We start from the raw sequence: 26,946 nt of genomic DNA on the forward strand, positions 1-26,946 counted from the left end.
TTTCGCTGTTAAACCAGTTGTAGTAAGGGCTGCGGCGATTTTGCCCCCATGCTATCTCCATGATTTTAGCGATAAAAGCTGGCGCGCTTCGCTTGACGTTGCTATAGGTTTAAAACTGCGTTGACTGTGATTAACGAAATTACGCAGAAATTCGCAAACGTTTTACACGTTTAACAATCGGCATGGTTTTGGACGCGGCGGCCCTTTTTGTGGCGTCTGTCATGTCGGTTCAGGGTTTGATAACAACAGAATGGTCTACAGGGAGAATCCGTATGCATAACGCTTCGCTGGCCAAACGTGCCGGTCTGGCGCTGCTTGCTGTGATAGCAGTGTTGGGCGCACTGGTTTGGGGGCTGGGCTGGGATACACTGGTCGCCCGCCGCGTTGATCTCATCTATCTTGGCCAACAGCACCTGTTTTTAGTGTTCTGGTCAATGCTGTTTGCCCTGCTGGTCGGTATTCCCAGTGGGATCCTGCTAAGCCGTCCCTTTGCCCGTCGCTGGGCAGAATATGTCATGCAAATCTTTAACGTGGGCAATACGTTGCCGCCGCTGGCCGTACTGGCGCTGGCAATGGTGGTGATCGGCATTGGCGATAAGCCGGCGCTGTTTGCCCTGTTCCTGGCCTCGCTGCTCCCCATTGTCCGCAACACCTATGCCGGACTGAGCGCCGTTCCGCCCTCACTGATTGAAGCCGCTAACGGTATCGGCATGACAAAATGGCAACGCCTGCGTCAGGTTGAGCTGCCGAATGCGCTGCCAGTCATTCTGGCAGGGGTGCGCATTGCGACAGCCATTAACGTTGGTACCGCCCCGCTGGCCTTCCTGATTGGTGCCAGCAGCTTTGGCGAGCTGATTTTTCCGGGGATTTACCTCAATGACTTCCCGGTCCTGATTCTGGGCGCGGTGGCAACGGCGTTAGTGGCCCTGATACTGGATATGTTGCTGGCGACGTTAGGCCGTTATCTGAGTCCGCACGCTGCGGCATAAAACAGGAGTTGATGATGCTTACGCGTTGGATTAAGCACTGTACGCTGGCCCTGACGGCGACGCTGGCGCTCAGCCAGAGCGTTCAGGCTGCCGCCCCGCTGGTGCTGGCGACGAAAAGTTTTACGGAACAACACATCCTTTCTGCCATGACCGTGATGTGGCTGCAAAAGAAAGGGTTTCAGGTTATCCCAAAACGCAACATTGCCACGACAATCAGTCGAAATGCCATGATTAACAAGCAAATCGACATGACGTGGGAATATACCGGCACCTCACTGATTATTTTCAACCATATCAACAAGCCCATGTCCTCACAGGAAGCTTACCAGACCGTTAAAAATCTGGATGGCAGGCTGGGTCTGATCTGGCTTAATCCAGCCCCGATGAACAACACCTATGCTTTTGCCATGCAGCGGGCGCGGGCGGATAAAGAAGGTATTTCTACCCTGTCGCAACTGGTGGCCAAAATTGATCAGGTGCGCAAAACCGACCCGAAACATAACTGGCGACTGGGGCTGGATCTGGAGTTCTATGGCCGTTCGGATGGTATGAAGCCGCTGCAGAAGACCTACAACCTCACGCTGGACAGACCGCAAATTCGTCAGATGGACCCGGGGCTGGTGTACAACGCGATCCGCGACGGTTTTGTTGATGCGGGCTTGATTTACACCACGGATGGGCGCGTAAAAGGATTCGATCTCAAGGTGCTGCAAGATGATAAGCACTTCTTCCCCAGCTACAACGTGACGCCGGTCGTACGCAAAGATGTGCTGGAGAGCCATCCCGGCCTTGAGGCGGCGCTGAATCAGCTTTCACCGCTGATTACGGATGAGGCCATCACCGAGATGAACAAGCGCGTGGATATCGATCATCAGTCACCGGAACAGGTGGCGCGCGATTTCCTTCAATCCCAAAACATGCTGTAAGGAGGCATCGTGGATACCCTTCATTACATCATTGATAACTGGAATAACCTGCTCACGCTGACCTGGCAGCATACCTGGCTGGTGCTGGTCGCTGTTGGCTGCGCGATTCTGGCCGGCGTGCCGCTGGGCATTTTAATTGTCCGCATTAAATGGCTGGCCACGCCGGTACTGGGCATCGCCACCATCGTGTTGACCATTCCGACCATCGCCCTGTTTGGTCTGATGATCCCGCTGTTTTCGCTGATCGGTCAGGGAATCGGTGCGGTGCCTGCCATCACGGCGGTGTTCCTGTATTCCCTGCTGCCGATTGTACGTAATACCCATACCGCGCTGGAAAACCTGCCGGATGGCTTGCGTGAGGCCGGTCGGGGCATTGGGATGACGTTCTGGCAGCGTCTGCGCTGGGTTGAGATCCCCATGGCCCTGCCCGTCATTTTTGGCGGTATCCGCACCGCCGTCGTGATGAATGTCGGCGTTATGGCTATCGCGGCGGTGATCGGTGCGGGCGGACTTGGCCTGCTCCTGCTTGATGGCATCAGCGGAAGTGACGTGCGCATGCTGATTGCCGGCGCACTGATGATTTGCCTGCTGGCGATTGTTCTTGACTGGCTGCTGCACCGTTTGCAGCTGGCGCTGACTCCTAAGGGAATTCGATAATGATAAAACTTGAAAATCTGACGAAAACCTTCAGCCAGAAAAATGGCACGCTGATGAAAGCGGTGGACAATGTAAGTCTTGAGGTGCCGGCGGGCGAAATGTGCGTACTGCTGGGCCCTTCCGGCTGTGGTAAAACGACCACACTGAAAATGATTAACCGCCTGATTCCGGCCACCAGCGGACGTATTCTCATCAACGATGAGGACACCAGCACCCAGGACACGACCACGCTGCGCCGCAATATTGGCTACGTTATTCAGCAAATTGGTTTGTTTCCTAACATGACGATTGAGGAAAACATTACCGTCGTGCCGCGCATGCTGGGCTGGGACAAAAAACAGTGCCGCGAGCGGGCCACCGAATTAATGAGCATGGTGGCACTGGATCCCACGAAATTTCTGCATCGCTATCCGCGTGAAATGTCGGGCGGGCAACAGCAGCGTATAGGCGTTATTCGCGCGCTGGCGGCGGATCCGCCGGTTTTGCTGATGGATGAACCTTTTGGTGCGGTGGACCCGATTAACCGTGAAGTCATCCAGAATGAGTTCCTGGATATGCAGCGTCAGTTAAAGAAAACGGTCATGCTGGTCAGCCACGATATTGACGAGGCGCTGAAACTTGGCGATCGCATCGCCGTATTTGGCCAGGGCAAAATCGTGCAGTGCGCCAGCCCGGACGAATTACTGGCGACGCCAGCGAATGATTTTGTCGGGTCGTTTGTCGGTCAGGACCGCACTCTGAAACGTCTGCTGCTGGTGCAGGCGGGTGATGTGACCGATCAGCAACCGACCATCACGGTGAAACGTTCGACGCCACTGATGGACGCGTTCAGCACTATGGACGATAACGATATGCGTTCCATTACCGTCGTGGACGACGATGGTAAACCGCTCGGGTTTGTTAAACGTCGCGAGGCGCGTAACGCCAGCGGTCGCTGTGAGGATATCCTGCACACCTTCCGGGTAACCGGCAAAGCCGAGGAGAACCTGCGCGTGGTGCTGTCAAAGCTGTATGAACACAACACGGTGTGGATGCCGATTGTGGATGAAGAAGGCCGTTACAGCGGGGAAATTTCGCAGGATTATATCGCGGACTACCTCAGTTCCGGCCGTACGCGTCGCCGTCTGAATCCCTGAAAAATCAGGGCCGCACCCCGGTTGCGGCCCTTTTCCATCGAGCGGGTTTCGTGTTTCGCATCCTGTGTCACTGTCTTTCTTATTAGCGTGTGTTTTCAGATGAAGGGCGTCAGGCTATTTTCGCCTTTGCAACCGGCAGCTTGTCGGCATTGAGCAGGGAGATATCCAGGTAGCGGGACACATCACGCTGCTCAACACGCGGCAAATAGGGCAACTCACCCAACAGCGGCGCAGGAAGCTTGTCACGCAGGACTGAAATGATCTCCGCATAGTGCGCCAGCCCCGGATTGATCCGGTTTGCCACCCAGCCTGCCAGCGGTAAGCCATCACCCAGAATAGCCTCAGCCGTCAGCAACGCATGGCTGATGCAGCCCGTTTTAATCCCCACGACCAGGATCACCGGCAACTGTTGTTCCACCACCCAGGCCGATAACGGCTGGGCATCATTCATCAGGCTGCGCCAGCCTCCTGTGCCCTCAACCACGACGCGATCGGCCAGTTGATGCAGGTTCTTTAACCCCTGACTGATTCGCGCATAGTTAACCTCACAAGGCGGATAACCCCCGATTTCTTCTTTTTCGAAAATAACGGGATTCACAGCCTGATAAGGCAACGTCATGGACGAGGCGCTTTGTAAAAACAACGCATCTTTATTTCTCAGGCCCTCTTCCGTTTTGACACCACAACGGGCAACAGGCTTGTAGCCTGCGGCACTGAAACCGGCCTGAATAAAACTCTGTAACAGGGCGCGCGACACAACGGTTTTTCCCACTTCGGTATCTGTTCCCGCAATAAATAGCGTTTTCACTCGACGTCTCCTTCACCAGCGGTTTCGACTCATCGGCGATGAGTCTTTCGTGCGAACAGACATTCTAAGGAAGGAAAAGCACAGGCAGATTGCGTTAGCGCAAGGTTAGTGTTGCTTAACCTTGTAGTAACTTCACTAACAGGTAACCGCTATAGAGCGAATCTTTAATGAGCGCCGCCGCACCGAGTGTGCCAGGCTCAGTAAACTCAGTAGGTGCAAGCTGAATGCCTGCGCTGTAAGCCGGTAACGACTGCTGATGAATGGTGTTTTGTACCGCCGGGAACAGGATATCCGCCGCCTGATTTAGCGGTGAACCGATAAGAATATGTTGAGGATTGAAGATATTTACCATCATGCCAAGCAGCCTGCCCACATGATGCCCTACCGTGGCGATGGCATCGCGGGCCAGCCTGTCACCCGCCTGGGCCGCCTCACAGACCGCCTCCAGCGTTAAGGTTTGATGATGTAACAGGCTGTCGGGCTGTCCCGGCAGACGCTGAGCAACAAGGGCCAGCAGACTGCCGGTACTGGCCACCGTTTCCAGGCAGCCATGATTCCCGCAGTAACATTGCTGACCATAGGGATCGACCTGCGTATGGCCCACTTCGACCAGCGCACGTCCGCTTTTGTGCAGTAACTGTCCGTCCGTGATCACGCCCGCCCCCACGGTTTCATCAATGACAATCTGAATGACATCCTGCGCACCGCGCGATGCGCCAAACAGGGATTCTGCCAATGTCCAGGCCGAGATATCATGCTGGATAAACACCGGCAGGCCGGTTCGGGCCGCCAGGGTGCTACCCAGTGGCATATCATGGCAGGTATAACCGGGTAACCGGTGCACCACGCCTGATGCGACGTTGATCAGCCCCGGCAACGTGATAGCAATGGCGGTCAGCCTTTCCAGCCGCTTTTGATGGCGGATAAAAAACGCATCAACATGGTCGGTCAGTGTGGTCAGTAAGGATTGGGTGGGATCATCCGGGAGGGGCAAATGGTCTTCAACCAGCGCCCTGCTGCTCAAATCGCGAAGCGTCAGGGTTAATGTGCCACGGTGCAGGCGAAGGGCCAGGTAGTGCCAGGCCTCCGTGTCCAGAATTAACCCGATAGCGGGACGACCACGCGCGCCCGGATCCTGGAATTCGGTTTCCTGAACCAGATGGGCATCCAGCATTTCCCGGACAATTTTGGTAATACTGGCTGGGGCTAACTGGGCGCGCCTGGACAATTCAATGCGCGAGACGGGGCCATGCTGATCAATTAATCGGTAAACGACGCCAGCATTGATTTGTTTAATTTGGTCAATATGGCCAGGTTGGCTGTCCGAACTCACACCCTGCTCCGGTTATTTTCGCGCTTCTAAATAAATATCCGCTATGGTGCGGCAGATTCACCTTTTGCGGCAAATATTTGCTTAGATATGTGATTTATCACACATAATTTTTCCGCCTTTAGCGAGAGCGTTCGTTTTCCCGCCGCAACAGCGCCATCATATGGGCCATCTGCGCGCTCATTTCCCGTTGCGCAGACCAGACCAGCCACATTTCCGAAAGTGCATCCGGTTCCTCAAGCGGCAGCCAGACGACATTCGTCAGGCGGGCATGGCTGAACGATGCCGGTAAAATAGACACGCCTAAACCGGTCGCGACCAGACCGAGAATTGTCATCGCCTCGCCCACTTCCTGAGTGACATAGGGTTTGATCTGATAGCGTTGCAGTAAATCGAGTATTTCGCTGTAAAGCGCCGTTCCCACCTGCGGATCGAAAAAGACAAAAGGCTCACTGGCCAGCGCCTGTAAAGAAATCTTCCCGGCGGATGCCAGCGGATGGGCTTTGTGCACCACCGCGCATAGCGGCTCCTGTAACAGCAGTTGATGATGCAGATCGGCAGGCAGCGGCGTGTTGCGCATCACACCCAAATCGAGTTTCCCTTCATGGAGCGGCGTCAGCTGCTGCCGGGTATTGATTTCCTGCATCTGAACATGAACATCAGGCCAGCGCTGGCGAAACAGGTAGAGCGCATCCGAGACGACACCAATAAAAGCGGCAGATGAGGTAAAGCCAATGCGCAGTTCCCCTTCTTCTCCCCGATGTAGTCGTGCCGCACGCTGGGTCGCCTGCTCAACCTGCAACAGAATGGCGCGCGCATCCTGCAAAAATTGTTGCCCGGCCGGCGTGAGCTGCACGCTGCGGTTGGTGCGGTTAAACAGCTGCGCCCCGGTTTCTGCCTCAAGGTGCATGATTTGCTGACTGAGCGGCGGCTGAGAAATATGCAGCCGTTGCGCCGCGCGGCCAAAATGCAGCTCTTCTGCAACGGCAATAAAATAACGCAGGTGACGCAGCTCGATATTCATAGGTTAAAAATATTATTTGAGATTATTAATATATTAGACAACCTAATCCGCTTTTCCTAGCCTTACGTTATTCGTTGTTTTTACTCATAAGGATTACTGTGAATCGCTCTTCATCGGCTGTCGCCCTGGACAGAAATGTGGCGCAGCAGCCTGCATCACCTTCTCAGGCGTGGATCGTGCGCGGCACTCCGCCCTTTATGCGCGTGACACTGGCGCTGTTTTCGGCCGGGCTGGCCACCTTTGCGCTGCTGTATTGTGTGCAGCCGCTGCTGCCGGTCCTCTCTGCACAGTTTGGCGTGTCACCGGCCGCCAGCAGTATTTCCCTGTCGGTCTCCACCGCGACACTGGCGCTGGGCTTACTGATTACCGGCCCCTTGTCCGATGCTGTCGGTCGCAAATCTGTCATGGTCACCGCGCTGATGCTGGCTTCCGTCTGCACGCTGATTTCGGCCACCATGACAAGCTGGCACGGCATTCTGCTGATGCGGGCGCTTATTGGCCTGTCGCTCAGCGGTGTAGCGGCCGTCGGGATGACTTATCTCAGTGAAGAAATCCATCCCAGCGTAGTCGCCTTTTCGATGGGGCTGTATATCAGCGGAAATTCGATTGGCGGGATGAGCGGTCGCCTGATCAGCGGCGTATTAACCGACTTTTTCTCCTGGCGCGTCGCCATTGCCGCCATTGGCTGTTTTGCCCTGGCGGCCGCCCTGATGTTCTGGAAAATTTTGCCCGCCTCGCGGCATTTTCACCCGACATCCCTGCGCCCCCGCCATCTGGCCATTAACTTTCGCCTGCACTGGCGCGACGCGGGCCTGCCCTTGCTGTTCGCGGAAGGCTTACTGCTGATGGGGGCGTTCGTCACCCTGTTTAACTATATCGGCTATCGCCTGCTGGGTGCGCCGTGGCATTTAAGCCAGGCCCTAGTGGGACTGCTGTCCGTGGTTTACCTGACCGGTTCGTGGAGTTCGCCCAAAGCCGGCGCGTTAACCAGTCGATATGGCCGGGGGCCGGTGATGCTGGGCGCAACGCTTATCATGCTGACGGGCCTGCTCCTGACCGCCTTTCATGCCTTGGTTCTGATCTTTATTGGGATGATGCTGTTCAGTGCTGGCTTTTTCGCCGCACACTCCGTGGCCAGCGGCTGGATTGGGCCACGCGCGCGTCGCGCAAAAGGCCAGGCGTCTTCACTGTATCTGTTCAGTTATTATGTGGGGTCCAGCGTGGCGGGTACGGCAGGGGGCTTTTTCTGGCATCAGTTTGGCTGGCCGGGCATAACCGTGTTTATCTCTACCCTGCTGCTGCTGGCTCTGGCGGTCGCGTGGCGGCTGCATCAACGCAAACTCTAGCAAAACTTAACAAATTTTCCGGGCACAATGCGGCCCGGAAAATCCGCTGTACAAGAATTGTCCGTATTATCAGTATCATTGCTAACTACCGGTGTTTCCCCGCTATAATCGGTTTAATCCCAAAGATTAATGCCATCTTTGAATTCACTGTTAGGGGAGACCTCATGGCGCATTACTATTACGTCAATAAACAATCCGGTTACAACGATAACCACGTGGTACACGCCAAAGGCTGTCGCTACCTTCCGGGTCTGGAAGACCGACTGTTTCTGGGCACGTTTTACTCTGCAACAGCGGCTATACAGCAGGCCCGAAAATATTATGCCAGCGCATTAGGCTGCGACGACTGTTGCCCGGTTATGTCTGCTCAAACCCCACCCCTGCATGACAGCGTTGGACTGAAGCACGGTATCGATTTCTGATCACAGCGCATGCCTTTGCGATCCCATTCAGCCGCGTTTTTCCCGAGGATGGCGGAATATCGCCGCCATCTGCCCTGTCAGCCCGCCATTCAGTTGCTGCCGACCTGCCCCTGTAGCCGTCCCGCTTTAAGTCGCCAATTCGTTAAGCATTTTGCCTTTTTTCCGTTATCTTAGAGGCCTTACTCTTCATACAGGGATTTAACATGCGTGATAAATATGCGGCGTCTCAAATTGCCCTTCACTGGCTGACCGTGCTGCTGCTGATTATTGTCTATGCCACGATGGAGCTGCGCGGTTATGTGGAACGGGGCTCCTGGCAGCGCTTTGTGATGACCGTGACACACTTTAGCGCGGGCGCAACCATTCTGGTGGTGATGCTCTCACGGTTACTGCTGAAAATTCGCCATCGCAGCCCCGCGATTACGCCCCCCGTACCGCGCTGGCAAACGGGCCTGGCACACCTGACGCACACGTTGATTTATGCCTTATTTATCAGCCTGCCGGTGCTGGGTATCGCCTCACGTTACCTGAAGGGCCGCGAGTGGTTATTATTCGGCATTCCCATGCCGGTCGCTGCGGAACCTGATTTCGATCTCTCTGATACGCTCGTCGACTGGCACGAAACCCTGGCGCCACTGGGCTACTGGCTCATCGGCTTACATGTCGCTGCAGCCCTGTTCCATCACTATGCGCTGAAGGACAATACGCTGCTGCGTATGATGCCGGGACGCGGGACGCGCCAGCCCTGATTCCCTGACGCTGCACATCGGGCTAAAAAAATCACCATAATCTGCGCCAGGTGGTTCCACCCGGCGCTTGATTCCTACACAATAGCCACTAAATTGTGACGCAGGTCACTTTCGTGGGATGATCGTTGTCATCCTCTTTTGACGCACAGACAGATTTAACTTCTCATGCCTTTAACAACTGTTTCCCGTAAAACGGCCTGGCTACGCGTGGTGCTGCTGGCCATCGCCGCTTTTGTTTTCAATACCACTGAGTTCGTACCGGTGGGTTTACTGTCGGATATTGCTGCCGGGTTTTCGATGAAAACCGCTGAAGTGGGCATTATGCTGACGATTTATGCCTGGGTGGTGGCGCTGCTGTCCCTGCCGTTAATGCTGCTGACGCGTAATGTTGAACGGCGGTTACTGCTTACGGTACTGTTTAGCCTCTTTGTAGCCAGCCATGTTCTTTCGACATTCGCCTGGAGCTTCAGTTCGTTAATCGTTTCCCGCATTGGCATTGCGCTGTCACATGCGGTGTTCTGGTCCATTACCGCCTCCCTGGCTATTCGTGTGGCGCCTGCCGGTAAAAAAACGCAGGCGCTCAGTATGCTGGCAACCGGTACGGCACTGGCCATGGTGCTGGGGGTGCCCATTGGTCGCGTTGTGGGGCAGGCGCTGGGTTGGCGCACCACCTTTGGCGTGATCGGGCTGTCAGCGTTGATCCTGATGATTATGCTGGCGCGCGTCTTGCCGCGTCTGCCCAGTGAACACACCGGTTCATTAAGCAGCGTACCGCTGTTGTTCCGCCGCCCGGCCCTGGCAGGCATGTACCTGCTGGTTACACTCATTGTGACCGCGCACTATACGGCTTACAGCTATATTGAACCCTTTATGCAACTGGTGGCGAATGCCAGCGAAAGTTTTACCACCCTGCTGCTGTTACTGTTTGGTTCTGCCGGCATTATTGGCAGTCTGCTGTTCAGTTCGCTGGGTAAACGCTTTCCCTCAGCGTTGCTGATCAGCGCCATCGCCCTGGTCACCTTATGCATGGGGCTGTTAATTTTTGCCGCCGTGCGTCCTGGCGCGATTATCACCCTCTGCGTCGTCTGGGGAATGGCGATGATGATGATTGGCCTGGCGATGCAAATCCGTGTCCTGTCACTGGCACCCGATGCCACCGACGTGGCGATGTCGCTGATGTCCGGCATTTATAACATCGGCATCGGTGCGGGCGCGTTACTGGGCAGTCAGGTGAGCGTATATATGAGCCTGTCTGACGTCGGTAACGTGGGGGCGATGATCGGCCTGGTCGCGCTGCTGTGGTGCGTGTATATTTTCCGGCGCTACCCACAGTTACGCTCTAATGGTTAACTGAAGCAGGCTTCTGCGCCTCGCAGAAGCCTGCCGATGCGTCTTCGTCTGCTATCATGCACTGCGGCACTGCGGCACTGCGGCACTGAACGGCCAGACGACCTGTTCCGGCGCCCGAAGGGGCAGCGCGTCAGAAAGGTGCTAAACACACCCGATAACCGCTTATATTGTCAGAGGATGCCCTTCTACCTGACTCATCCATTACATCTGTTAACCTCGAAAAAGGATCAACGTTCATGACGAGAAAGTGGTTAACGCTGTACCTGTCGCGTAGCGTCAGCCGGGTGATGTTGCAGGATCTCCAGGCCATCTTACCTGCTGAGGCGGTGAAAATTTTCACGAATGATTTAGACGACGTTCGCTACGCTACAGTAGAATGCGTGCAGGCAGAAACGACCTGCGCCTTGATTGCCTCGGCGATCATCGTCTGGCGTCAACTGGGGCATATTCATCTGCTGCTGTATACACAAGGTGAAGTGCAGCGTCAGATCACGGACGCCACGCAGTTTGAATTATTTACTTTGCTGAAGAACAACCGTGCCGCCTTGCGGCTGGCCTGACGTGGCGTAACCTCACAGGATAATTATGAGAATTGGTCTGCTGTTCCCCATCGCTATCATCGTGGCAGGTATTGGCTTTCTCGCCTGGTTCATCGGCAGCGGCCTGGCGATGCCTGGCTCCTGAGATCAGCGTAGCTGGCTGTCTTTACTCCCACGCCGGTTGTAGAGACTGCTCTCTTTTTTCTGCTTATCGATCTTTTCCTGACAGGAAACGCAATAACGCACGCCCTTGAGTGCCTGACGGCGGGCTTCGGGAATCGGCTCGCCGCACAGTTCGCATTCTGTGGCACTTTCCCCCTGTCCCAGTGACTGACGCACACGTTCGATACCGTCATTAACGGTGCTGTCGATTTGCTCCTGTACTGCCCCTTCTGCTGCCCAGCCGTTTGCCATTTTTATGCTCCACTTCATTACCTGTACAGGTTAACTGTACAACATATCAGGGATTTTGCAGGCAAACCGACTCACCTCCCTGTGAAGCCGGTGACGGACATTACGGCTTAATATCGACCTGATAAAAGATATGTTTGCCGAAGGGATCCACTTCGTAACCGGTCACCGATTTGCGGATCGGTTCGAAAATGGTGGAATGGGCAATCATTACGGCCGGCATCTGGTCGTGCATGATTTGCTGCGCCTGCAGATACATGACCGTACGTTTGGCTTGATCGGGTTCGGCACGGGCAGCGGTAATCAGCTTTTCAAAGGGCTGATAGCACCATTTTGATGAGTTCGATCCCCCTTTCGCCGACGTGCAGCTGTAAAGTGGACCAAAGAAGTTATCCGGATCCCCGGTTGCCGTCGTCCAGCCCATCAGGGCCGCCTGATGTTCACCGCTGCGCACACGTTTCAGGTATTCGCCCCATTCGTAACTGACAATATTGGCTTTGATGCCCACTTTTGCCCAGTCTGCCTGGATCATCTCCGCCATTCTGCGTGCGTTGGGATTATAGGGACGCTGTACCGGCATCGCCCAGAGCGCAATTTCCGTCCCTGGTTTCACGCCTGCCTGTTGCAATAACGCTTTCGCTTTTTCCGGGTCGTAATCGTAATCCTTCAGGTCTTTGTCGGCACTCCAGACGCCGGGGGGCAGAATGTTTTTCGCCACCACGCCAGTGCCTTTAAAAATCGCCTCGATAATAGCAGACTTGTTGATCGCCATGGCCAGCGCCTGGCGAACCTGCACATTATCGGTCGGGGCTTTGGTGGTGTTAAAGGCCAGGAAACCGGTATTCAGTCCCGCGGCCTGTTTCAGCGTGATGTCCGGATTTTGTTTCATTTTTTCGAGATCGGCAGGATTCGGGAACGGCATCACCTGGCATTCATTTTTTTCCAGTTTGGCGTAGCGCACTGCCGCGTCTGGCGTGATGCTGAAAATCAGCCGATCCAGTCTGGCCTTGCCCTGCCAGTAGTCCGGAAACGCCTTATACAGAATGCGTGAGTCTTTTTGATACTGAACCAACTGGAAAGGCCCTGTTCCGATGGGATCGCTATCCACTTTTTCCGGTGTGCCGGCTTTCAGCATCTTGTCTGCATATTCTGCCGAGTGAATGGAGGCGAAATACCAGGCCAGATCGGCCAGAAATGGCGCTTCCGGGTGCGCCAGCGTAAAGCGCACGGTGTGATCGTCAACGCGGTCAATGTGGGTGATTAACGTGGCCAGTTCAAGACTGTCGAAGTTGGAATAGTGCCCGCCCGAGACGTTGTGATAGGGATGGTTGCTGTCCATCTGGCGCATAAAAGAGAAGATGATGTCATCCGCATTAAAATCACGACTGGGCGTAAACAGCTTATTGCTCTGAAATTTAACGTTATGCCGCAGATGGAACGTATAGACTTTGCCGTCGGGACTGATCTCCCAGCGTTCTGCAAGGCCTGGAATTAATTCTGTGGTGCCGGTTTTAAAATCAACCAGGCGGTTAAACACCGGCACGGCACTGGCATCCACGCTGGTTCCCGAGGTGTAAAGTTGCGGATTAAAGTTCTCCGGTGAGCCTTCTGAGCAGTAGACCAGCGTCTTCGCGTTGACACTTCCTGCCAGCACGATACCGGCCGTCATCATTCCCAGGGCTGTAAACCTGTTTCTCATTATTATCCTCGCTTTATGTTGACTTCCATTAATCAGACTCTCTAAATAAACGGTGCAAACAGTGGATTGATAGCATGAATCTTCACCATAGCGAACCCCGCATGTAGTCAACTAATAAGGATTAGTGATGACCGACAAACTTCAGACGCAGTTGATCACGCGTTTTTTCCGTTATCTGGCGGTGAGCAGTCAGAGTGATGCAAAGTCCAGCACCTTACCGAGCACCCCGAGTCAACATGCGATGGCGGCGCTGCTGGCGGATGAATTGCGCGAACTGGGGCTTGAACAGGTCGTCGTTGATGAACAGGCGACGGTAACGGCAGTTAAACCGGGCAACTGCCCTGACGCACCACGCATTGGGTTTATTACGCACATTGATACGGTTGACGTCGGTCTGTCACCTGATATTCACCCGCAGATCCTGACCTGGCAGGGCGAAGATCTGTGCCTTAATCCCGAACAAAACATCTGGCTGCGCCGGGATGCGCATCCTGAAATTGCCCCTTATATGGGCCAGGACATTATTTTCAGCGACGGGACCAGCGTGCTGGGCGCCGATAACAAAGCGGCGGTCAGCGTCGTTATGACGTTAATGGAAAACCTGCAGGATCAGCACGGTGATGTAGTCGTCGCGTTTGTCCCCGATGAAGAGATTGGCCTGCGCGGTGCCAAAGCGCTGGATCTTAACACCCGCTTTAATGTGGACTTTGCCTGGACCATCGACTGTTGTGAACTGGGTGAAGTGGTCTATGAAAACTTCAATGGCGCGGCGGCAGAGCTGCGTTTCACCGGGGTTCCCGCCCATCCGATGTCCGGTAAAGGTGTGCTGGTCAACCCGCTGCTGATGGCCCATGACTTTATCAGTCACTTCGACAGGCAGGCGACGCCCGAACACACGGAAGGCCGTGAAGGCTATATCTGGTTCAATGAAATGCAGGCCAATGCCAGTGTTGCGACGCTGAAAGCATCAATTCGCGATTTCGATCTGGCGAGCTTTGCCGCGCGCAAAGAACAATTGCAGCATGTTGCCAGCCTGATTGCTGAACGCTATCCCACCGGACAGGTCGAGATAACGATTCACGATATTTACAGCAATATCAGCAATGCCATGGGCGACGACCGCCGGGCGCTGGATCTGATTTTTGCTGCCATGCGCGATCTGGACATTACACCCAAAGTGATTCCCATGCGCGGCGGTACCGATGGCGCGGCCTTATCTGCCCGCGGTATTTTCACCCCTAACTTTTTCACAGGCGCGCACAATTTCCATTCACGTTTCGAATTCCTGCCGGTGAAGTCATTCGTTAAGTCGTATCAGGTCGCGGAGAAACTGTGTTATCTGGCGGCGCAATCGGGGAGTACGGCAAAGACAGGCAGTTGAAACATCACCGCCTTCATGATGAAGGCGGTAGTCATATTGATTAGAAGGTGACCCAGTCGCCGTTGTCCGCCGTGGCGGCTTTTGGACGCAGTACAGGAGACGGTGCTGTTGCAGGGCCTGCAGACGCCGCTGGCGGCCTTCTGTCCTGTGTCAGCGCTACCGGCGCATCGCTCGATAACCGGAACTGTGCAACAGAAGCCTGAAGCGCTTCCGTCTGCAGCGCCAGCGCGCTGGCGGCGGCAGAAACCTCTTCAACCAGAGCCGCGTTTTGCTGCGTCACACTGTCCATTTCCGTCACGGCCGTACCAACCTGAGAAATGCCCTTGCTCTGCTCTTCCGAGGCGGCGGCGATCTGCTTCATAATTGCATCCACATCCTGGACGGATTTTAAAATGCCGCTCATCGTGCCGCCGGTGGTACCCACCAGTTCCGCGCCCTTTTCCACGCGCTGCACAGAATCGGCAATCAGCCCGGCGATTTCTTTCGCCGCACCGGCGCTGCGCTGTGCCAGATTGCGCACTTCACTGGCGACGACGGCAAAGCCTCGCCCTTGCTCACCCGCACGCGCGGCTTCTACGGCCGCATTCAGTGCCAGAATGTTGGTCTGAAACGCAATGCCGTTAATGACGTTGGTGATCTCAGCGATTTTCTTCGAGCTGTCGGAAATGCCGTTCATGGTGGTCACAACTTCATCCACCAGGTTGCCGCCCTGCTTCGCCGTCAGCGTTGCCGCTTCGGTCAGTGCACTGGCCTGACGGGCATTTTCCGCATTAAATTTCACGGTCGCGGTCAGCTGTTCCATACTGGCGGCGGTTTGCTCCAGCGCGGCAGCCTGCTCTTCCGTACGGGAGGACAGATCGTTATTACCAATAGAGATTTCGGCGGCACCGCGCGAGATATTCTCTGTGCCGCTGCGAATGGCACTGACCGCATCACGCAGGCTGTCCTGCATCGCACTGAGCAGCGGAACCAGTTTACCAACGCAGTTACGGCCCATATCCTGAACGGGTTTACTGAGATCCCCTTTGGCGATTACGGCAAAATGCTCGCGAATCTTCTCCAGCGGTTTGACCAACATTGTGACCAGATAACGATCGGTAAACAGCAGAATCAGCAGACCAATCACCACGGTGGCTGAAATCATCGTTTTAGTCACGGCGGTCAGACGATCCACTTCAACACGGGTTTGTCCCAGTTTCTTGTTCGCCACGTTGTTAAACGCTTCGGTGCTGGCACCGAAGGCGCGGCTGAGCGCAGGTGTGACGTCATTCGCCTGTTGACGATAGGCATCCAGCGAATCCTGACGGGCACGCTGCAACTGCACGGTGACGCCCTGATCCAGCAGTTGCTGCCATTTATCAATGACCTCATTCGTCACGGCCGCGTCCATAGGTCCGGGTGACAGCTGTTTAAACAGCGCCAGTTGATGACGCATGTTATCTAACGCCTGCTGTACCGGAGCAAAGGCGGTGTCATCCTGGGCGACACCGGCGGCCTTTTTCTCCATCACACGCGACAAACGCGTAATCATACGAAAATACTGGTCGTTACCCTGACTTAACGCGGTCATCTGCTCAACGATATGGCGATCCACATCATTGCCATCACTGAGGGAGTTAAGCGAATGAATGCTGAACAGCCCAATGCCGCTCCACAACAGACTAAACAGTCCCAGAATGGTCAACATAACCGTGCGAATAGTGAAATTTTTAAGCATACCCATACAGAAATCCCTTGAACGTTAATCCGTAAAACCGGACACAGGAGATTTATCGGCAGCTCGCGGGAAAATGTAACGGTATTGTTATTTTTTTTCATCCACCCGCACAGATAATGTGCGGGTGGAAATGTGCAGGCCGGCGTACGTCTGGCATGCACCGCGCTGGTTCACCCTTTACAGTCGCACCAGGCGGGACATCATCAAACGGAACAAAGCGAGGCGGCGGCGCATAAAACCCGGTAACAGTTTGAGAGCCGCTTGACCCTGCCATCCTAGTGACATTGTCACGTCATGCTTTTTGCGCCAGGCGGGCCAGCGTTGTTTGCCTTCAATCATCGTCGTGTGTGGGGTTACATCACATGCGAAACGAAACCAGTAATCGCAAACCTGTTGAGAAAAAGCATGATCTGCGGCGGTAAAGGTGCGATCGTCGTCGGCAGGCGGCATCATCGCCAGCGTATTCATCACGTAAGGGATTTCATTACCATGCCAGGTGCCGTGCGGGTAGAGATCGCGCGATCGTTCTGAAACGTAGTCGAACCAGTAGCGCCAGCCCGGCATGCCCGCTTTCTCCTGCGCACGCATGATCAGCCAGGGAACAATGCTAAACGTCATATCCCGCGCGACAGCCCGCCCCAGCAGCGCATCATCCCCGGTACGGTAAATCCAGCGCAGTAACCGATAATGAAAATGGTTATTACGCCGTAGCTGTCCCACCACGGCGGCAGCCTCCACGCCAAACCAGACCAGTACGCTCGCTTCATCGCTGTTACTGCCCGCCATCAGCGGCAGGCGGTGCTGTTTTCCCGCCATCAACGTTTTCAGGACCGGCTCGGGCAGCACCGTATCACCGGCAATGGCCACCGGACCGAGGCCCAGCGAGCTGTCCAGCGGCCAGAAGGCGTCCGCAGGCAGCTCACGCAGCTGCGCCATGCTGGCATCCGCCGGTAAACCCAGCGCGGTCGCCACCATAACGCCTTTTTCACGTGCCGCGTCGCGGGTGACGTCTGGCAGGCTATAGGCACTTTGCACGATCCCTTTGTGGAACAACCCCCGGGACAGCGGTGAGCAGCAAAGCGAAAGCACACTGCGGGCGCCCGACGATTCGCCAAACAGCGTCACGTTGCTGGCATTCCCGCCAAACGCGGCGATATGCTGCTGTACCCATCGTAATGCCGCGATCTGATCAAGCAGCGCGAAATTGTTGATATGGCCCGTGTCAGCCTGCTCTTTTTCCAGTGCGGGATGAGCAAAAAAACCCAGATGTCCCAAACGGTAGTTAAGGGTCACCACCACCGCACCCCGCGAGGCTAAGGGTTTTCCACTATAGGGTGCCAGCCCACCTGAACCGATCGTAAAGCCACCGCCGTGAAGCCAGACCATGACCGGGAGTGGAACCTCTGGCTGCAGCTCTGGCGTCCAGACGTTGAGGTACAGGCAGTCTTCACTCAATACACCAGGATCGCCTCCGCCAATCGCCAGGCAGTAGTCACGATTCTGCCAACTCGCTGCAGAAAAGTGCTGTGCATTGCGTACACCGTGCCAGGGCTTAACCGGTTGTGGCGCGCGCCAGCGATACGCGCCGACAGGCGGTGCCGCATACGGAATGCCCTTGAATACAAAGATCCCGTCATCAAGGGTGCCCTGCAGTTCTCCGTCAGTCAGCGCGATTTTCAGGCCGTCATTTTTCATGCAGTGTTCCTTGTTAGCGTGCCTTTTCATTATTTCAGGCAATCTGATGTTGTCCAGTTCTGACGCGTTGTTAAGCAAAACGGTAAATACGCTGAAAAATCGCCCGAAGGCGTCGCCGTGATTGACCCCTGTCATGAAAATGTTTTTAGTGGAGAGCGTAACGAAAACGCCTTTGAGGAACTGACAATGTTTAGCGGTATCAATCAGGTTTTTGTGCGCATGACCGATCATCCCGATCTCGGCAAACTGTTGCTACGTCTGACTCTGGGGGGATTATTGCTGTTTCATGGTGAGTTTAAGCTCGTGCATGGCGTGGGCTGGATTGCCCATTTACTGCGACAACACGGTCTGCCGGGCTTTATCGCCTGGGGTGCCTGGATAGGGGAAATAATTGCACCGCTGATGCTGATCGCAGGCTTCATGACCCGGCCAGCGGCGTTTATCATTGCCGTGAATATGGTTGTCGCCACGCTGCTGGTCAAAACCGGCGCAGTGTGGCATCGCACCGATGTCGGTGCCTGGGCACTGGAAACGGAAGCACTTTACCTGTTCGGCGCTCTGGTGGTGATGTTTCTGGGGGCGGGAAGATTTACGCTGGTCCGTGATACGCGCCTGCAGTAAAGGAAAAACGGGGCGGTTCCGCCCCGTTCATATTATAAGGTAATGCCGCAGCGCTGTAAGGACGCCCGCTGCCTCTCTGCATACAGCACCATTTCATCCTGCACGGGGCAGCCCAGTGCGGTTTCAAAGCTGCTCCGGCTTGCCTGTCCCGCCGAACGTGTCGGCGTTTTGTCCCCGAGATTAGACTGAAAAATCCCTGCCGCACTGACAGGCAGAAAATCTTCATAAATAACAGGATCCGCCAGAATCCGCCCCTGCTCAATCAGACTTGCCAGTGATTCCCCACGCTGCGGCGGTTCCGCTCGCCCTTTTTCGCTGAGCCGATAAGTAAACCAGGCTAAGCCGGCTTCACGTAATGCGTTTTCATCATCCGGGAAAGCCGCAAAGGTCGCCGTGAGCTGCTGCTGGTGCTGCTGATTATCCGCACCGCTCCCGGCTTCGCTGAGCAGACGATCGTAAAGCGCGCGGCCCTGCGGCGTTAAGGCCGCGCCGCGCTGTTCGATCTCACCGAAGCGCGCCGTGTGCGTGCCCTCAAAACCGTCGGTGAAAATGACGGGTTCTTCCAGTGCCTTGAAGCTGGTCTGGCGTAACAAAACAGGCACCTTGCGCCGGGGCGGACCTTCGATCACCGTTTTGGGATCAATGCCATACGTCGGCATCAGCGCCTGGACACGATCAATATCCAGCGTGCGTGGCGTAAGATGATTGATATGGCAGGCCGGAAAACATACCACATCCGCGATCAACCGATGTTGTTGGTTCAGCGCCTGATAGGTGCGGCTCTCCACAAGGCTGTGTGAATGCCAGCGGAAGGTTTCCAGCGCTTCGTTGATAAACGCCTGCGCCTGGGGCGCCGTCAGTCCGCCCTGCTGTTGATGCAGCGCGATGAGGTTTCGGCATTCCGGCGTGAAAATATCGCGCGAGGCTAAAATCCGTGCGGCTTCATCCCGAAGCGCCGGGTCGGCAATCAGCTCCAGCCGTAACAGCGAGGTAAAAATACGAAAAGGATTGCGCTGCAGCGCTTCATCATCAATGGGGCGAAACGCGGTGGAGTGCACCGGTACGCCCGCCTGCGACAGATCATAATAGCCCACCGGAAACATGCCCATGACGGCAAACATCTGGCGCAGCATGGCAAGCTCGTCCGCGCTACCGACGCGAATGGCCCCGTGGCGCTCCAGACTGAGGCGGCTGAGTTCATCGGCCTCGGTCAGCCGTTGCTCTAGCACGCTATCAGCTGCAAGCGTTGCCTCATTAACCGCTTTCACCAACTGCATCAGCGTCCCGTAGAGCGGCACTTCCTGCTGATACATGTCCGACATGGCCTGGGAGAAGCCCGTGCGAATCGTATCCGCACTGATAAAGTTATCCATATTTACCACCTGACAGCATGAGCGTTGCAGCTACTGTAATCCAACGCGCTGCGGTCAGCGGAAAATATCATGAATTTGTGATCGGCTTAAAACCGTAGCGATTTTTCACCACCAGCATCACGGTGGTCAGCAGTGCCGGTATAGCGAGCAGCAAGAAAATAACGCTGAACGACCAGCCGAGTGACAACATTTCAGCCCCGACAAAGGCACTGAGGATGGCACCGATTCGGCCCACCCCGTGCATCCAGCTGGAACCGGTTGCGCGGGCATGGGTAGGATAGTAGCTGGCGGAAAGCGCATTCATGCCGGTATTCGCTCCGTTAAAACAAAAACCGCTGCAGAAGGCAATGGCGCTCATGATAACGACCTGCGGCGGTGAAAAACCCAGCGCGACAATAGCGATACCGCCGCAGAAGTAGATCACAGCCAGCGACAGACTGGCATTGAAGCGATCCATCAGCCAGCCGGCAAACAGCGATCCCAGCGTGCCGCCTGCCTGGTACATCGCGGTGATTATCGCCGCTTCCGTCACGGACATTCCCTGTGTATTGACCAGGGATGGCAGCCAGCTGCCGATCAGATACACCAGGAACAGCCCCATAAAATAGCCGCCCCAGAGCATCAGGCTGCCGATGCGGTAGCGAGGAGAAATGACCGTTGCGATGGCGCTGTGTTCAGCAGGTGATTTTTCCGCTTCGGTCGCATGGAAATGCGTATCCGGGCTCGTACTGCCGGGAAGAATACGTTCAAGAATGGCGCGAATGTGCTGCGCGGGCGCACCGCGACTAATCAGGAAACGTACCGATTCAGGAAGCTGACGGATCAGAACCGGCAGGACCAGCAAAGGAAGAATACCGCCCAGCAACAGAACGGAATGCCAGTCGTAACGTGGTAACAACCATGACGCGGCAAAGCCGCCGCTGGCGGCCCCAAAGGTAAAGCCACAAAACACCACGGTGATAATGAATGAACGGCGCCGCTCCGGCGCATATTCAGCCACCAGCGTACTAACGTTGGGCATGGCCGCTCCCAGCCCCAGCCCGGTCAAAAAACGGAACAGGATCATCTGTTCGATACTATGGGAAAATGCGGTCACCAGCGTCCACAGACCAAAAAACAGGACGCTGAAAATGATCATTAACCGGCGGCCAAAGCGGTCGGCCAGCGGCCCGGCGACCATCGCCCCCAGCGCCAGACCAATCAGCGCTGCACTGATCACGACACCCAACTGATGAGTACTGACGTGCCAGGCGGTTTTCAGCGTCGGCGCGATAAAGCCCATCAGGGCAATATCCATACCATCGAGCGCAACCACGATAAAACAGAGTACAATTAACCGAATTTGGCCACCACTCAGAGTACCCTGATTAATTAACTGGCGAACATCTACCGCCTCGACACTGCTCACGGGTAAACTCCTCAACGGCTGACTTAAACAACTATCAGATTTGGTAAAAAAAACGGCACTTATGATAGCTGATCGTTAACGATAAAACGCATGAAATTTTCGGCCGAAGCAGAAGCAATGCGGTAAGTTGATGTTTTTTCAGCAACCGTGAAAAACGCCCTGTCAGGCAAAAAAACAACGCCATCATTAATAATCAACCACTTAAAACGCTCCGCTGCAAAAAGTACACATTGTTAATAAAAATTTGCAGCAAAGTTAACAAAATCCAGCTTAAATAGTTGCCTGTCACCTGGCAATGTCATTAAGTTGGGTAAATGGAAAAAAATATCCTTTTCAATCAGCGCATTCGCTTGCGCCATTTACATGCCTTTGTTGCCGTCGCGCAGCAGGGAACCCTGGGGCGTGCAGCCGAGACCTTAAGTCTCAGTCAACCTGCGCTTTCTAAAACCCTCAACGAACTTGAAGAACTCACCGGCGTCCGCCTGTTCGAACGCGGTCGGCTGGGCGCACAACTCACCACCATGGGAGAACAGTTTCTTATCCATGCGGTAAAAGTGTTAGAAGCGCTGAATCATGCCGGCCAGAGTTTTAATGAACAGATTAACGAGCGTCCGGTAGTCATTCGTCTTGGTGCCTTAACCACGGCGGCGATGGGCATGTTGCCACAGATTCTTGACCGTTTTCACCAACTGCGTCCCAACACGACCATTCAGGTTGCCACCTTACATAATAATGTGTTGCTGGCGGGGCTGAGAGCGGGCGAGTTTGATCTGGGCATCGGCCGAATGGCGGATAAAGAGATGATGACCGGCCTGACCTATGAACTGCTGTTTCTGGAGTCATTAAAGCTGGTCGTCAGACCGGAGCATCCGCTTTTAAGTGACAACGTCACGCTTTCACGTGCCATGCAGTGGCCTGTTGTGATTTCCCCGGAAGGCACCGCGCCGCGCCGCCTGGCACAGCAGATGCTGGATGAGCAAGGGTGCTGTCTGCCGCCCCATTGCGTCGAAACGTCTTCAACGTCGCTGGCCCGTCAGCTGGCGCTGCGCTATGACTACATCTGGTTTGTGCCTTCCGGGGCCGTCAAAGAAGATCTCAGCCACAATGCCCTGATATCGTTGCCCATCACCTCTCCCGGCCCGGGTGAACCCGTAGGGATAATCACGCGCACCGGTAACACCTTAAGCCTGAGCGCCGAAGTGTTGATGAGTACCATTCGTAAGTTTCACAGCTAGCGACTGCGTTTAGCATGGCGCTCCCAGTTTTCCTGACGCGCTTTTTCCGTTTTGCGTAGACCGACATAGAGCGCACCGGAGCCGCCATGCTGCTTCTGTGCGACACAAAAGGTCTGGACGTCGTCAAATTCACGCAACCAGCGGTCAAGATAGCTGCGCACAATGTTGGCATGAGAGTCATTGTCCCGGCCTTTGCCGTGAATAATCAGCAGGTTTCTGTATCCGGCTTTACGGACATCCTGCATGAAGGTAAACAAATTTTGACGGCAGGTTTCAACAGGCTGGCGTAGCAGATTCAGGCTGGCATCCAGCGCATATTGCCCCTTGCGTAATTTATCCAGCACGCCCTGCTGGATGCCTTCAGCTTTAAACTCAAGTTGCTGCTCAAGAGGAATGATGTCCAGGTAACCGCGGGTTAAAAAGTTTTCGTCTTCAGGTTCTGGTGACCGAGGCGGCACTTTTTTGCTGGCGGCGCTGTGATTCCAGCGCGTATTTTCTGCATCTTTGAGTGGCGTAACGTCATTCATCGCGTCACGAAACAGATTGTCATCGTCAAGGTTCATGGCTCGCCCCTGGTAAATGATATGACGCAAAATTGACTTGAAACCAAATAGTAGCAAAATCGGTAAAGCCTGCGCTAATCCCGTTTTTATCGTCCCTTCTGGCCTTTCAGATTAAGATAAATTCTGTATGAGATCAAAAATCCGTAAAGATTTGTTTACGATCTTAATAAGATGACATCAAAAAACCCTGTCATAACAGCCTTTAGCAGTATTGCGGAAACCACACTTTTTGTATGCCTAAAAACTGCTCGGATGAGTTCCCTTACACCGAGAAAATGGTAAAATTGACCCCAGTCAATTATCGTCGAGCAAACTACTATGTTCCCTGAAAAACGTATTCAGTCAGGCGGTTGTGCGATTCACTGCCAGGATTGCAGCATCAGTCAGCTATGCATCCCTTTCACCCTTAATGAACATGAGCTGGATCAGCTTGATAATATTATTGAGCGAAAAAAACCCATTCAAAAAGGCCATACGCTGTTCAAAGCGGGTGATGAGCTGAAGTCGCTCTACGCAATCCGTTCCGGCACCATTAAAAGCTATACCATCACCGAGCAGGGAGATGAACAAATCACCGGTTTTCACCTGGCCGGCGATCTGGTGGGATTTGACGCCATTATGAACGCCAGTCATCCCAGCTTCGCCCAGGCGCTGGAAACGGCGATGGTCTGCGAAATTCCTTTCGATACGCTGGATGACCTGTCCGGCAAAATGCCTGCCCTGCGTCAGCAGATGATGCGCCTGATGAGTGGTGAAATTAAAGGCGACCAGGACATGATTTTGCTGCTGTCCAAGAAAAACGCGGAAGAGCGCCTGGCCGCCTTCGTCTGGAACTTATCCCGCCGCTATGGCCAGCGCGGCTTCTCACAGCGTGAGTTCCGTTTGACGATGACGCGCGGCGATATCGGGAACTATCTGGGGTTAACCGTTGAAACCATTAGCCGACTGCTGGGGCGTTTCCAGAAATCGGGTATGCTGGCCGTAAAAGGCAAATATATCACCATTGAGAACCACGCGATGCTGGAAGCGCTGGCCGGTCAGAGCCACCAGGCGGCGTAATCCTCAGGCCGGGTTAACAAATCTTATTTTGTTGATCCGGCTACATCTTTTCACTTTCTTAGTGCACTTAACATAGGCTATCTTTAAACCAGTCGCGTTGGTCTAAGGAGAGTAGCCTATGTCCCAGTATCAAAACATTCTGGTCGCCATTGATCCTCAGCAGGATGACCAGCCCGCGCTGCGACGTGCGGTCTATCTCAACCAGCTTATCGGCGGCAAAATCAAAGCATTTCTGCCCATCTACGACTTTTCATACGAAATGACCACCCTGCTGTCACCAGATGAACGCACCGCGATGCGTCAGGGTGTGATCAGCCAGCGCTCGGAATGGATTCGTGAACAGGCGCAGGCTTACCTGGATGCTGGTGTGGATATAGACATTAAAGTCATCTGGCACAACCGGCCCTATGAAGCAATCATCCAGGAAGTGCTGGCGCATCAACATGATTTAGTGCTGAAAATGGCGCACCAGCACGACCGGCTGGAAGCCGTTATTTTTACACCGACAGACTGGCACCTGTTACGTAAGTGCCCTTGCCCGGTGTGGATGGTTAAGGATCAACCCTGGCCCGAAGGCGGCAAAGCGCTGGTGGCGGTCAATCTGGCCAGCGAAGAACCGCACCACGATGCGCTTAATCAGAAACTCATTCGCGAAACCGTTAAACTGGCCGAAAGCGTCAATCATACCGAAGTGCATCTGGTGGGCGCCTATCCGATTACGCCAATCAACATTGCTATCGAACTGCCCGACTTTGATCCCAGCGTCTACAACGATGCCATTCGCGGCCAGCATCTGGTAGCCATGAAGGCCCTGCGACAAAAATTCTCCATCAGTGAAGAGTTTACCCACGTTGAAAAAGGCCTGCCGGAAGAAGTGATCCCGGAATTGTCCGCCCATCTTGGCGCGGGCATTGTGGTGTTAGGAACCATTGGACGGACCGGACTGTCGGCAGCTTTCCTGGGGAATACGGCTGAGCAGGTGATCGATCACCTGCGCTGTGACCTGCTGGCGATTAAGCCGGATGATTTTGTCTCGCCCATTACGCTTGACGACGAAGACGAGCACGATTAACGCGGCCTTCAGTAAAAAGGGCGACGGTTATCGTCGCCCTTTTCTTTTACAGCGCTTTCAGAATACTTTCTACGCTGGCTTTGGCATCCCCGAACAGCATGTGAGTATTTTCTTTAAAGAACAGCGGATTTTGCACACCGGCATAGCCCGTATTCATTGAGCGTTTGAACACAATAACGTTTTGCGCTTTCCACACTTCCAGCACCGGCATACCGGCAATCGGGCTGCCCGGATCATCCTGCGCCGCAGGATTAACCGTGTCGTTGGCCCCGATAACCAGTACCGTATCGGTATCGCTAAAATCGTCGTTGATTTCGTCCATTTCCAGCACCACGTCATAAGGCACTTTCGCCTCTGCCAGCAGAACGTTCATATGGCCAGGCAAACGGCCGGCGACCGGATGAATACCAAAACGCACGTTGATGCCGCGGGCGCGGAGTTTTTCCGTGATTTCCGCTACCGGATACTGTGCCTGTGCAACGGCCATGCCATAGCCGGGCGTAATGATCACGGAACGGGAAGATCGGAGCATCTCTGCCGTTTCTTCTGCGCTGATTTCACGATGTTCGCCGGTCTCATCACTTGTCGTTGAAGCTGTGCCATCGCTGCCAAATCCACCGGCAATAACGCTGATAAACGAGCGATTCATGGCCTTACACATTATGTAAGAGAGAATTGCCCCCGAGGAACCTACCAGCGCACCGGTCACGATAAGCAGATCGTTACTGAGCATAAACCCTGCCGCTGCGGCCGCCCAACCGGAATAAGAGTTGAGCATCGAAACAACGACCGGCATGTCTGCACCACCGATGGAGGCCACCAGGTGCCAGCCAAACGCCAACGCAATGATAAGCATGATCACCAGCGCAAACACCTGCGCACCGCGACTTTGCGTGTTAACAAACCACAGTAGCAGTAAAAACGAGACGACCAGCGCCAGCAGATTCAGCTTATGCCGCTGAGGCAACATTAAGGGCCGCGACGAGAGTTTGCCACACAACTTGCCAAAGGCGACCAGCGAGCCCGTAAAGGTGACCGCACCGATAAAGATGCCGATAAAGACTTCGCTGAGATGGATGTTTTCAATAACTGCCGGCAAGCCAGGAGCATGATCGATATAGCTGTTAATGCCTACCAGTACGGCGGCCAGGCCGACGAAGCTGTGCAGTATCGCCACCAGCTCGGGCATTTCGGTCATTTCTACCCGTTTCGCCAGCCGAATACCGATGGCACCGCCAATAACCATCGCCAGCAAAATCCAGACAACATGACTGCTGTCGGGACCAAATACAGACGCGATCAGCGCAATCGCCATGCCGCTGATACCAAATATATTACCCTGTCTTGAGGTCTCATGTTTTGAAAGACCCGCCAGACTCATAATGAACAGAATTGCAGCAACGATATAGGCTGCCGTCACTAATCCGCCAGACATA

General features: G+C 54.6%; 26 protein-coding genes. 15 read left to right on the forward strand and 11 right to left on the reverse strand.

Annotated elements, in window-relative coordinates; genetic code table 11:
- The first annotated feature begins 272 nt into the window (after nt 1-272).
- Genes C7434_RS06200 through osmV form a run of 4 tightly spaced genes read left to right on the forward strand, consistent with a single transcriptional unit; the run spans nt 273 to nt 3,708 of the window.
- Complete coding sequence (locus C7434_RS06200; RefSeq protein ID WP_006119222.1) at nt 273-989, forward strand: ABC transporter permease; 717 nt, start codon at nt 273-275, stop codon at nt 987-989.
- 14 nt (nt 990-1,003) lie between these two features.
- Nucleotides 1,004-1,915, forward strand: a complete 912-nt coding sequence (locus C7434_RS06205) for a glycine betaine ABC transporter substrate-binding protein (RefSeq protein ID WP_033741735.1) — start codon at nt 1,004-1,006, stop codon at nt 1,913-1,915.
- Nucleotides 1,916-1,924: 9 nt separating this feature from the next.
- Nucleotides 1,925-2,572: an osmoprotectant ABC transporter permease OsmW gene (gene osmW, locus C7434_RS06210; RefSeq protein ID WP_006119224.1), complete on the forward strand. Its 648-nt coding sequence runs from the start codon at nt 1,925-1,927 to the stop codon at nt 2,570-2,572.
- On the forward strand, nt 2,572-3,708 hold the full coding sequence (gene osmV / locus C7434_RS06215) for an osmoprotectant ABC transporter ATP-binding protein OsmV (RefSeq protein ID WP_133745249.1): 1,137 nt from the start codon (nt 2,572-2,574) through the stop codon (nt 3,706-3,708). The genes osmW and osmV overlap by 1 nt, the downstream gene beginning before the upstream one ends.
- Before the next feature lie 109 nt (nt 3,709-3,817).
- On the opposite strand, the gene bioD is transcribed toward osmV, so the two are convergent.
- The 3 genes from bioD to C7434_RS06230 all read right to left on the reverse strand — a co-directional run bounded on the left by bioD (nt 3,818) and on the right by C7434_RS06230 (nt 6,870).
- Nucleotides 3,818-4,516 carry a dethiobiotin synthase gene (gene bioD, locus C7434_RS06220; RefSeq protein ID WP_033741737.1) on the reverse strand — a complete coding sequence of 233 codons (699 nt, stop codon included), beginning with the start codon at nt 4,514-4,516 and terminating at the stop codon, nt 3,818-3,820.
- 115 nt (nt 4,517-4,631) lie between these two features.
- Nucleotides 4,632-5,849 carry an ROK family transcriptional regulator gene (locus C7434_RS06225; protein WP_033741739.1) on the reverse strand — a complete coding sequence of 406 codons (1,218 nt, stop codon included), beginning with the start codon at nt 5,847-5,849 and terminating at the stop codon, nt 4,632-4,634.
- Between the two features lie 118 nt (nt 5,850-5,967).
- Complete coding sequence (locus tag C7434_RS06230; protein ID WP_033741740.1) at nt 5,968-6,870, reverse strand: LysR family transcriptional regulator; 903 nt, start codon at nt 6,868-6,870, stop codon at nt 5,968-5,970.
- 98 nt (nt 6,871-6,968) lie between these two features.
- Between C7434_RS06230 and C7434_RS06235 the strand changes: the two genes are divergently transcribed.
- The 6 genes from C7434_RS06235 to C7434_RS21920 all read left to right on the forward strand — a co-directional run bounded on the left by C7434_RS06235 (nt 6,969) and on the right by C7434_RS21920 (nt 11,421).
- Nucleotides 6,969-8,216 (forward strand): MFS transporter, encoded by a 1,248-nt coding sequence (locus tag C7434_RS06235; RefSeq protein WP_033741741.1) that lies wholly within the window; start codon nt 6,969-6,971, stop codon nt 8,214-8,216.
- A gap of 164 nt (nt 8,217-8,380) precedes the next feature.
- Nucleotides 8,381-8,638, forward strand: a complete 258-nt coding sequence (locus tag C7434_RS06240) for a hypothetical protein (RefSeq protein WP_033741742.1) — start codon at nt 8,381-8,383, stop codon at nt 8,636-8,638.
- Nucleotides 8,639-8,841: 203 nt separating this feature from the next.
- Nucleotides 8,842-9,387 (forward strand): cytochrome b561, encoded by a 546-nt coding sequence (gene cybB / locus C7434_RS06245; protein WP_006119234.1) that lies wholly within the window; start codon nt 8,842-8,844, stop codon nt 9,385-9,387.
- Between the two features lie 165 nt (nt 9,388-9,552).
- A complete protein-coding gene (locus C7434_RS06250; RefSeq protein ID WP_039340269.1) occupies nt 9,553-10,737 on the forward strand; it encodes a sugar transporter in 1,185 nt (394 codons plus the stop codon).
- A gap of 236 nt (nt 10,738-10,973) precedes the next feature.
- Nucleotides 10,974-11,297: a hypothetical protein gene (locus C7434_RS06255; RefSeq protein ID WP_006119236.1), complete on the forward strand. Its 324-nt coding sequence runs from the start codon at nt 10,974-10,976 to the stop codon at nt 11,295-11,297.
- A 25-nt stretch (nt 11,298-11,322) separates the two neighbouring features.
- Entirely contained in the window at nt 11,323-11,421 is a 99-nt protein-coding gene (locus C7434_RS21920) for a YoaK family small membrane protein (protein WP_015700245.1), read from the forward strand.
- A gap of 2 nt (nt 11,422-11,423) precedes the next feature.
- On the opposite strand, the gene C7434_RS06260 is transcribed toward C7434_RS21920, so the two are convergent.
- Both C7434_RS06260 and C7434_RS06265 read right to left on the reverse strand, forming a co-directional pair.
- On the reverse strand, nt 11,424-11,690 hold the full coding sequence (locus tag C7434_RS06260; protein WP_006119238.1) for a DksA/TraR family C4-type zinc finger protein: 267 nt from the start codon (nt 11,688-11,690) through the stop codon (nt 11,424-11,426).
- Between the two features lie 100 nt (nt 11,691-11,790).
- Nucleotides 11,791-13,386: an ABC transporter substrate-binding protein gene (locus C7434_RS06265; RefSeq protein WP_033741744.1), complete on the reverse strand. Its 1,596-nt coding sequence runs from the start codon at nt 13,384-13,386 to the stop codon at nt 11,791-11,793.
- Between the two features lie 127 nt (nt 13,387-13,513).
- On the opposite strand from C7434_RS06265, the gene pepT reads away from it, so the two are divergent.
- Complete coding sequence (gene pepT, locus C7434_RS06270) at nt 13,514-14,767, forward strand: peptidase T (protein WP_033741746.1); 1,254 nt, start codon at nt 13,514-13,516, stop codon at nt 14,765-14,767.
- 40 nt (nt 14,768-14,807) lie between these two features.
- On the opposite strand, the gene C7434_RS06275 is transcribed toward pepT, so the two are convergent.
- Complete coding sequence (locus C7434_RS06275; protein ID WP_033741748.1) at nt 14,808-16,490, reverse strand: methyl-accepting chemotaxis protein; 1,683 nt, start codon at nt 16,488-16,490, stop codon at nt 14,808-14,810.
- Between the two features lie 171 nt (nt 16,491-16,661).
- Nucleotides 16,662-18,179, reverse strand: a complete 1,518-nt coding sequence (locus tag C7434_RS06280; RefSeq protein WP_133745250.1) for a carboxylesterase family protein — start codon at nt 18,177-18,179, stop codon at nt 16,662-16,664.
- Between the two features lie 186 nt (nt 18,180-18,365).
- Here C7434_RS06280 and C7434_RS06285 point away from each other — a divergent pair, with 186 nt between their 5' ends.
- Nucleotides 18,366-18,800: a DoxX family protein gene (locus tag C7434_RS06285; RefSeq protein ID WP_058701859.1), complete on the forward strand. Its 435-nt coding sequence runs from the start codon at nt 18,366-18,368 to the stop codon at nt 18,798-18,800.
- Between the two features lie 32 nt (nt 18,801-18,832).
- Here C7434_RS06285 and C7434_RS06290 read toward each other — a convergent pair whose 3' ends face one another.
- Together C7434_RS06290 and C7434_RS06295 are read right to left on the reverse strand one after the other, a co-directional pair.
- Nucleotides 18,833-20,173: a VOC family protein gene (locus tag C7434_RS06290; protein WP_033741752.1), complete on the reverse strand. Its 1,341-nt coding sequence runs from the start codon at nt 20,171-20,173 to the stop codon at nt 18,833-18,835.
- Nucleotides 20,174-20,240: 67 nt separating this feature from the next.
- Nucleotides 20,241-21,581 (reverse strand): aromatic acid/H+ symport family MFS transporter, encoded by a 1,341-nt coding sequence (locus C7434_RS06295; protein WP_033741755.1) that lies wholly within the window; start codon nt 21,579-21,581, stop codon nt 20,241-20,243.
- A gap of 314 nt (nt 21,582-21,895) precedes the next feature.
- On the opposite strand from C7434_RS06295, the gene C7434_RS06300 reads away from it, so the two are divergent.
- Nucleotides 21,896-22,816, forward strand: coding sequence for a LysR substrate-binding domain-containing protein (locus tag C7434_RS06300; RefSeq protein WP_033741756.1), 921 nt, complete (start codon nt 21,896-21,898; stop codon nt 22,814-22,816).
- Here the strand turns inward: C7434_RS06300 and smrA are convergent.
- A complete protein-coding gene (gene smrA, locus C7434_RS06305) occupies nt 22,813-23,379 on the reverse strand; it encodes a DNA endonuclease SmrA (RefSeq protein WP_033741758.1) in 567 nt (188 codons plus the stop codon). The two genes, C7434_RS06300 and smrA, sit on opposite strands and share 4 nt — an antisense overlap.
- 318 nt (nt 23,380-23,697) lie before the next feature.
- Here smrA and C7434_RS06310 point away from each other — a divergent pair, with 318 nt between their 5' ends.
- The gene (locus C7434_RS06310) at nt 23,698-24,438 is read left to right on the forward strand and encodes an FNR family transcription factor (protein WP_006119246.1); all 741 of its coding nucleotides are present in this window, start codon (nt 23,698-23,700) and stop codon (nt 24,436-24,438) included.
- 118 nt (nt 24,439-24,556) lie between these two features.
- Complete coding sequence (gene uspE / locus C7434_RS06315; RefSeq protein ID WP_006119247.1) at nt 24,557-25,510, forward strand: universal stress protein UspE; 954 nt, start codon at nt 24,557-24,559, stop codon at nt 25,508-25,510.
- Between the two features lie 46 nt (nt 25,511-25,556).
- Here the strand turns inward: uspE and pntB are convergent, their stop codons facing one another.
- Nucleotides 25,557-26,945: a Re/Si-specific NAD(P)(+) transhydrogenase subunit beta gene (gene pntB, locus C7434_RS06320; RefSeq protein ID WP_033741760.1), complete on the reverse strand. Its 1,389-nt coding sequence runs from the start codon at nt 26,943-26,945 to the stop codon at nt 25,557-25,559.
- Nucleotide 26,946: the final 1 nt, after the last annotated feature.

The organism is Pantoea sp. PNA 14-12 (genome assembly GCF_004364735.1).
Lineage (GTDB): Bacteria > Pseudomonadota > Gammaproteobacteria > Enterobacterales > Enterobacteriaceae > Pantoea > Pantoea stewartii.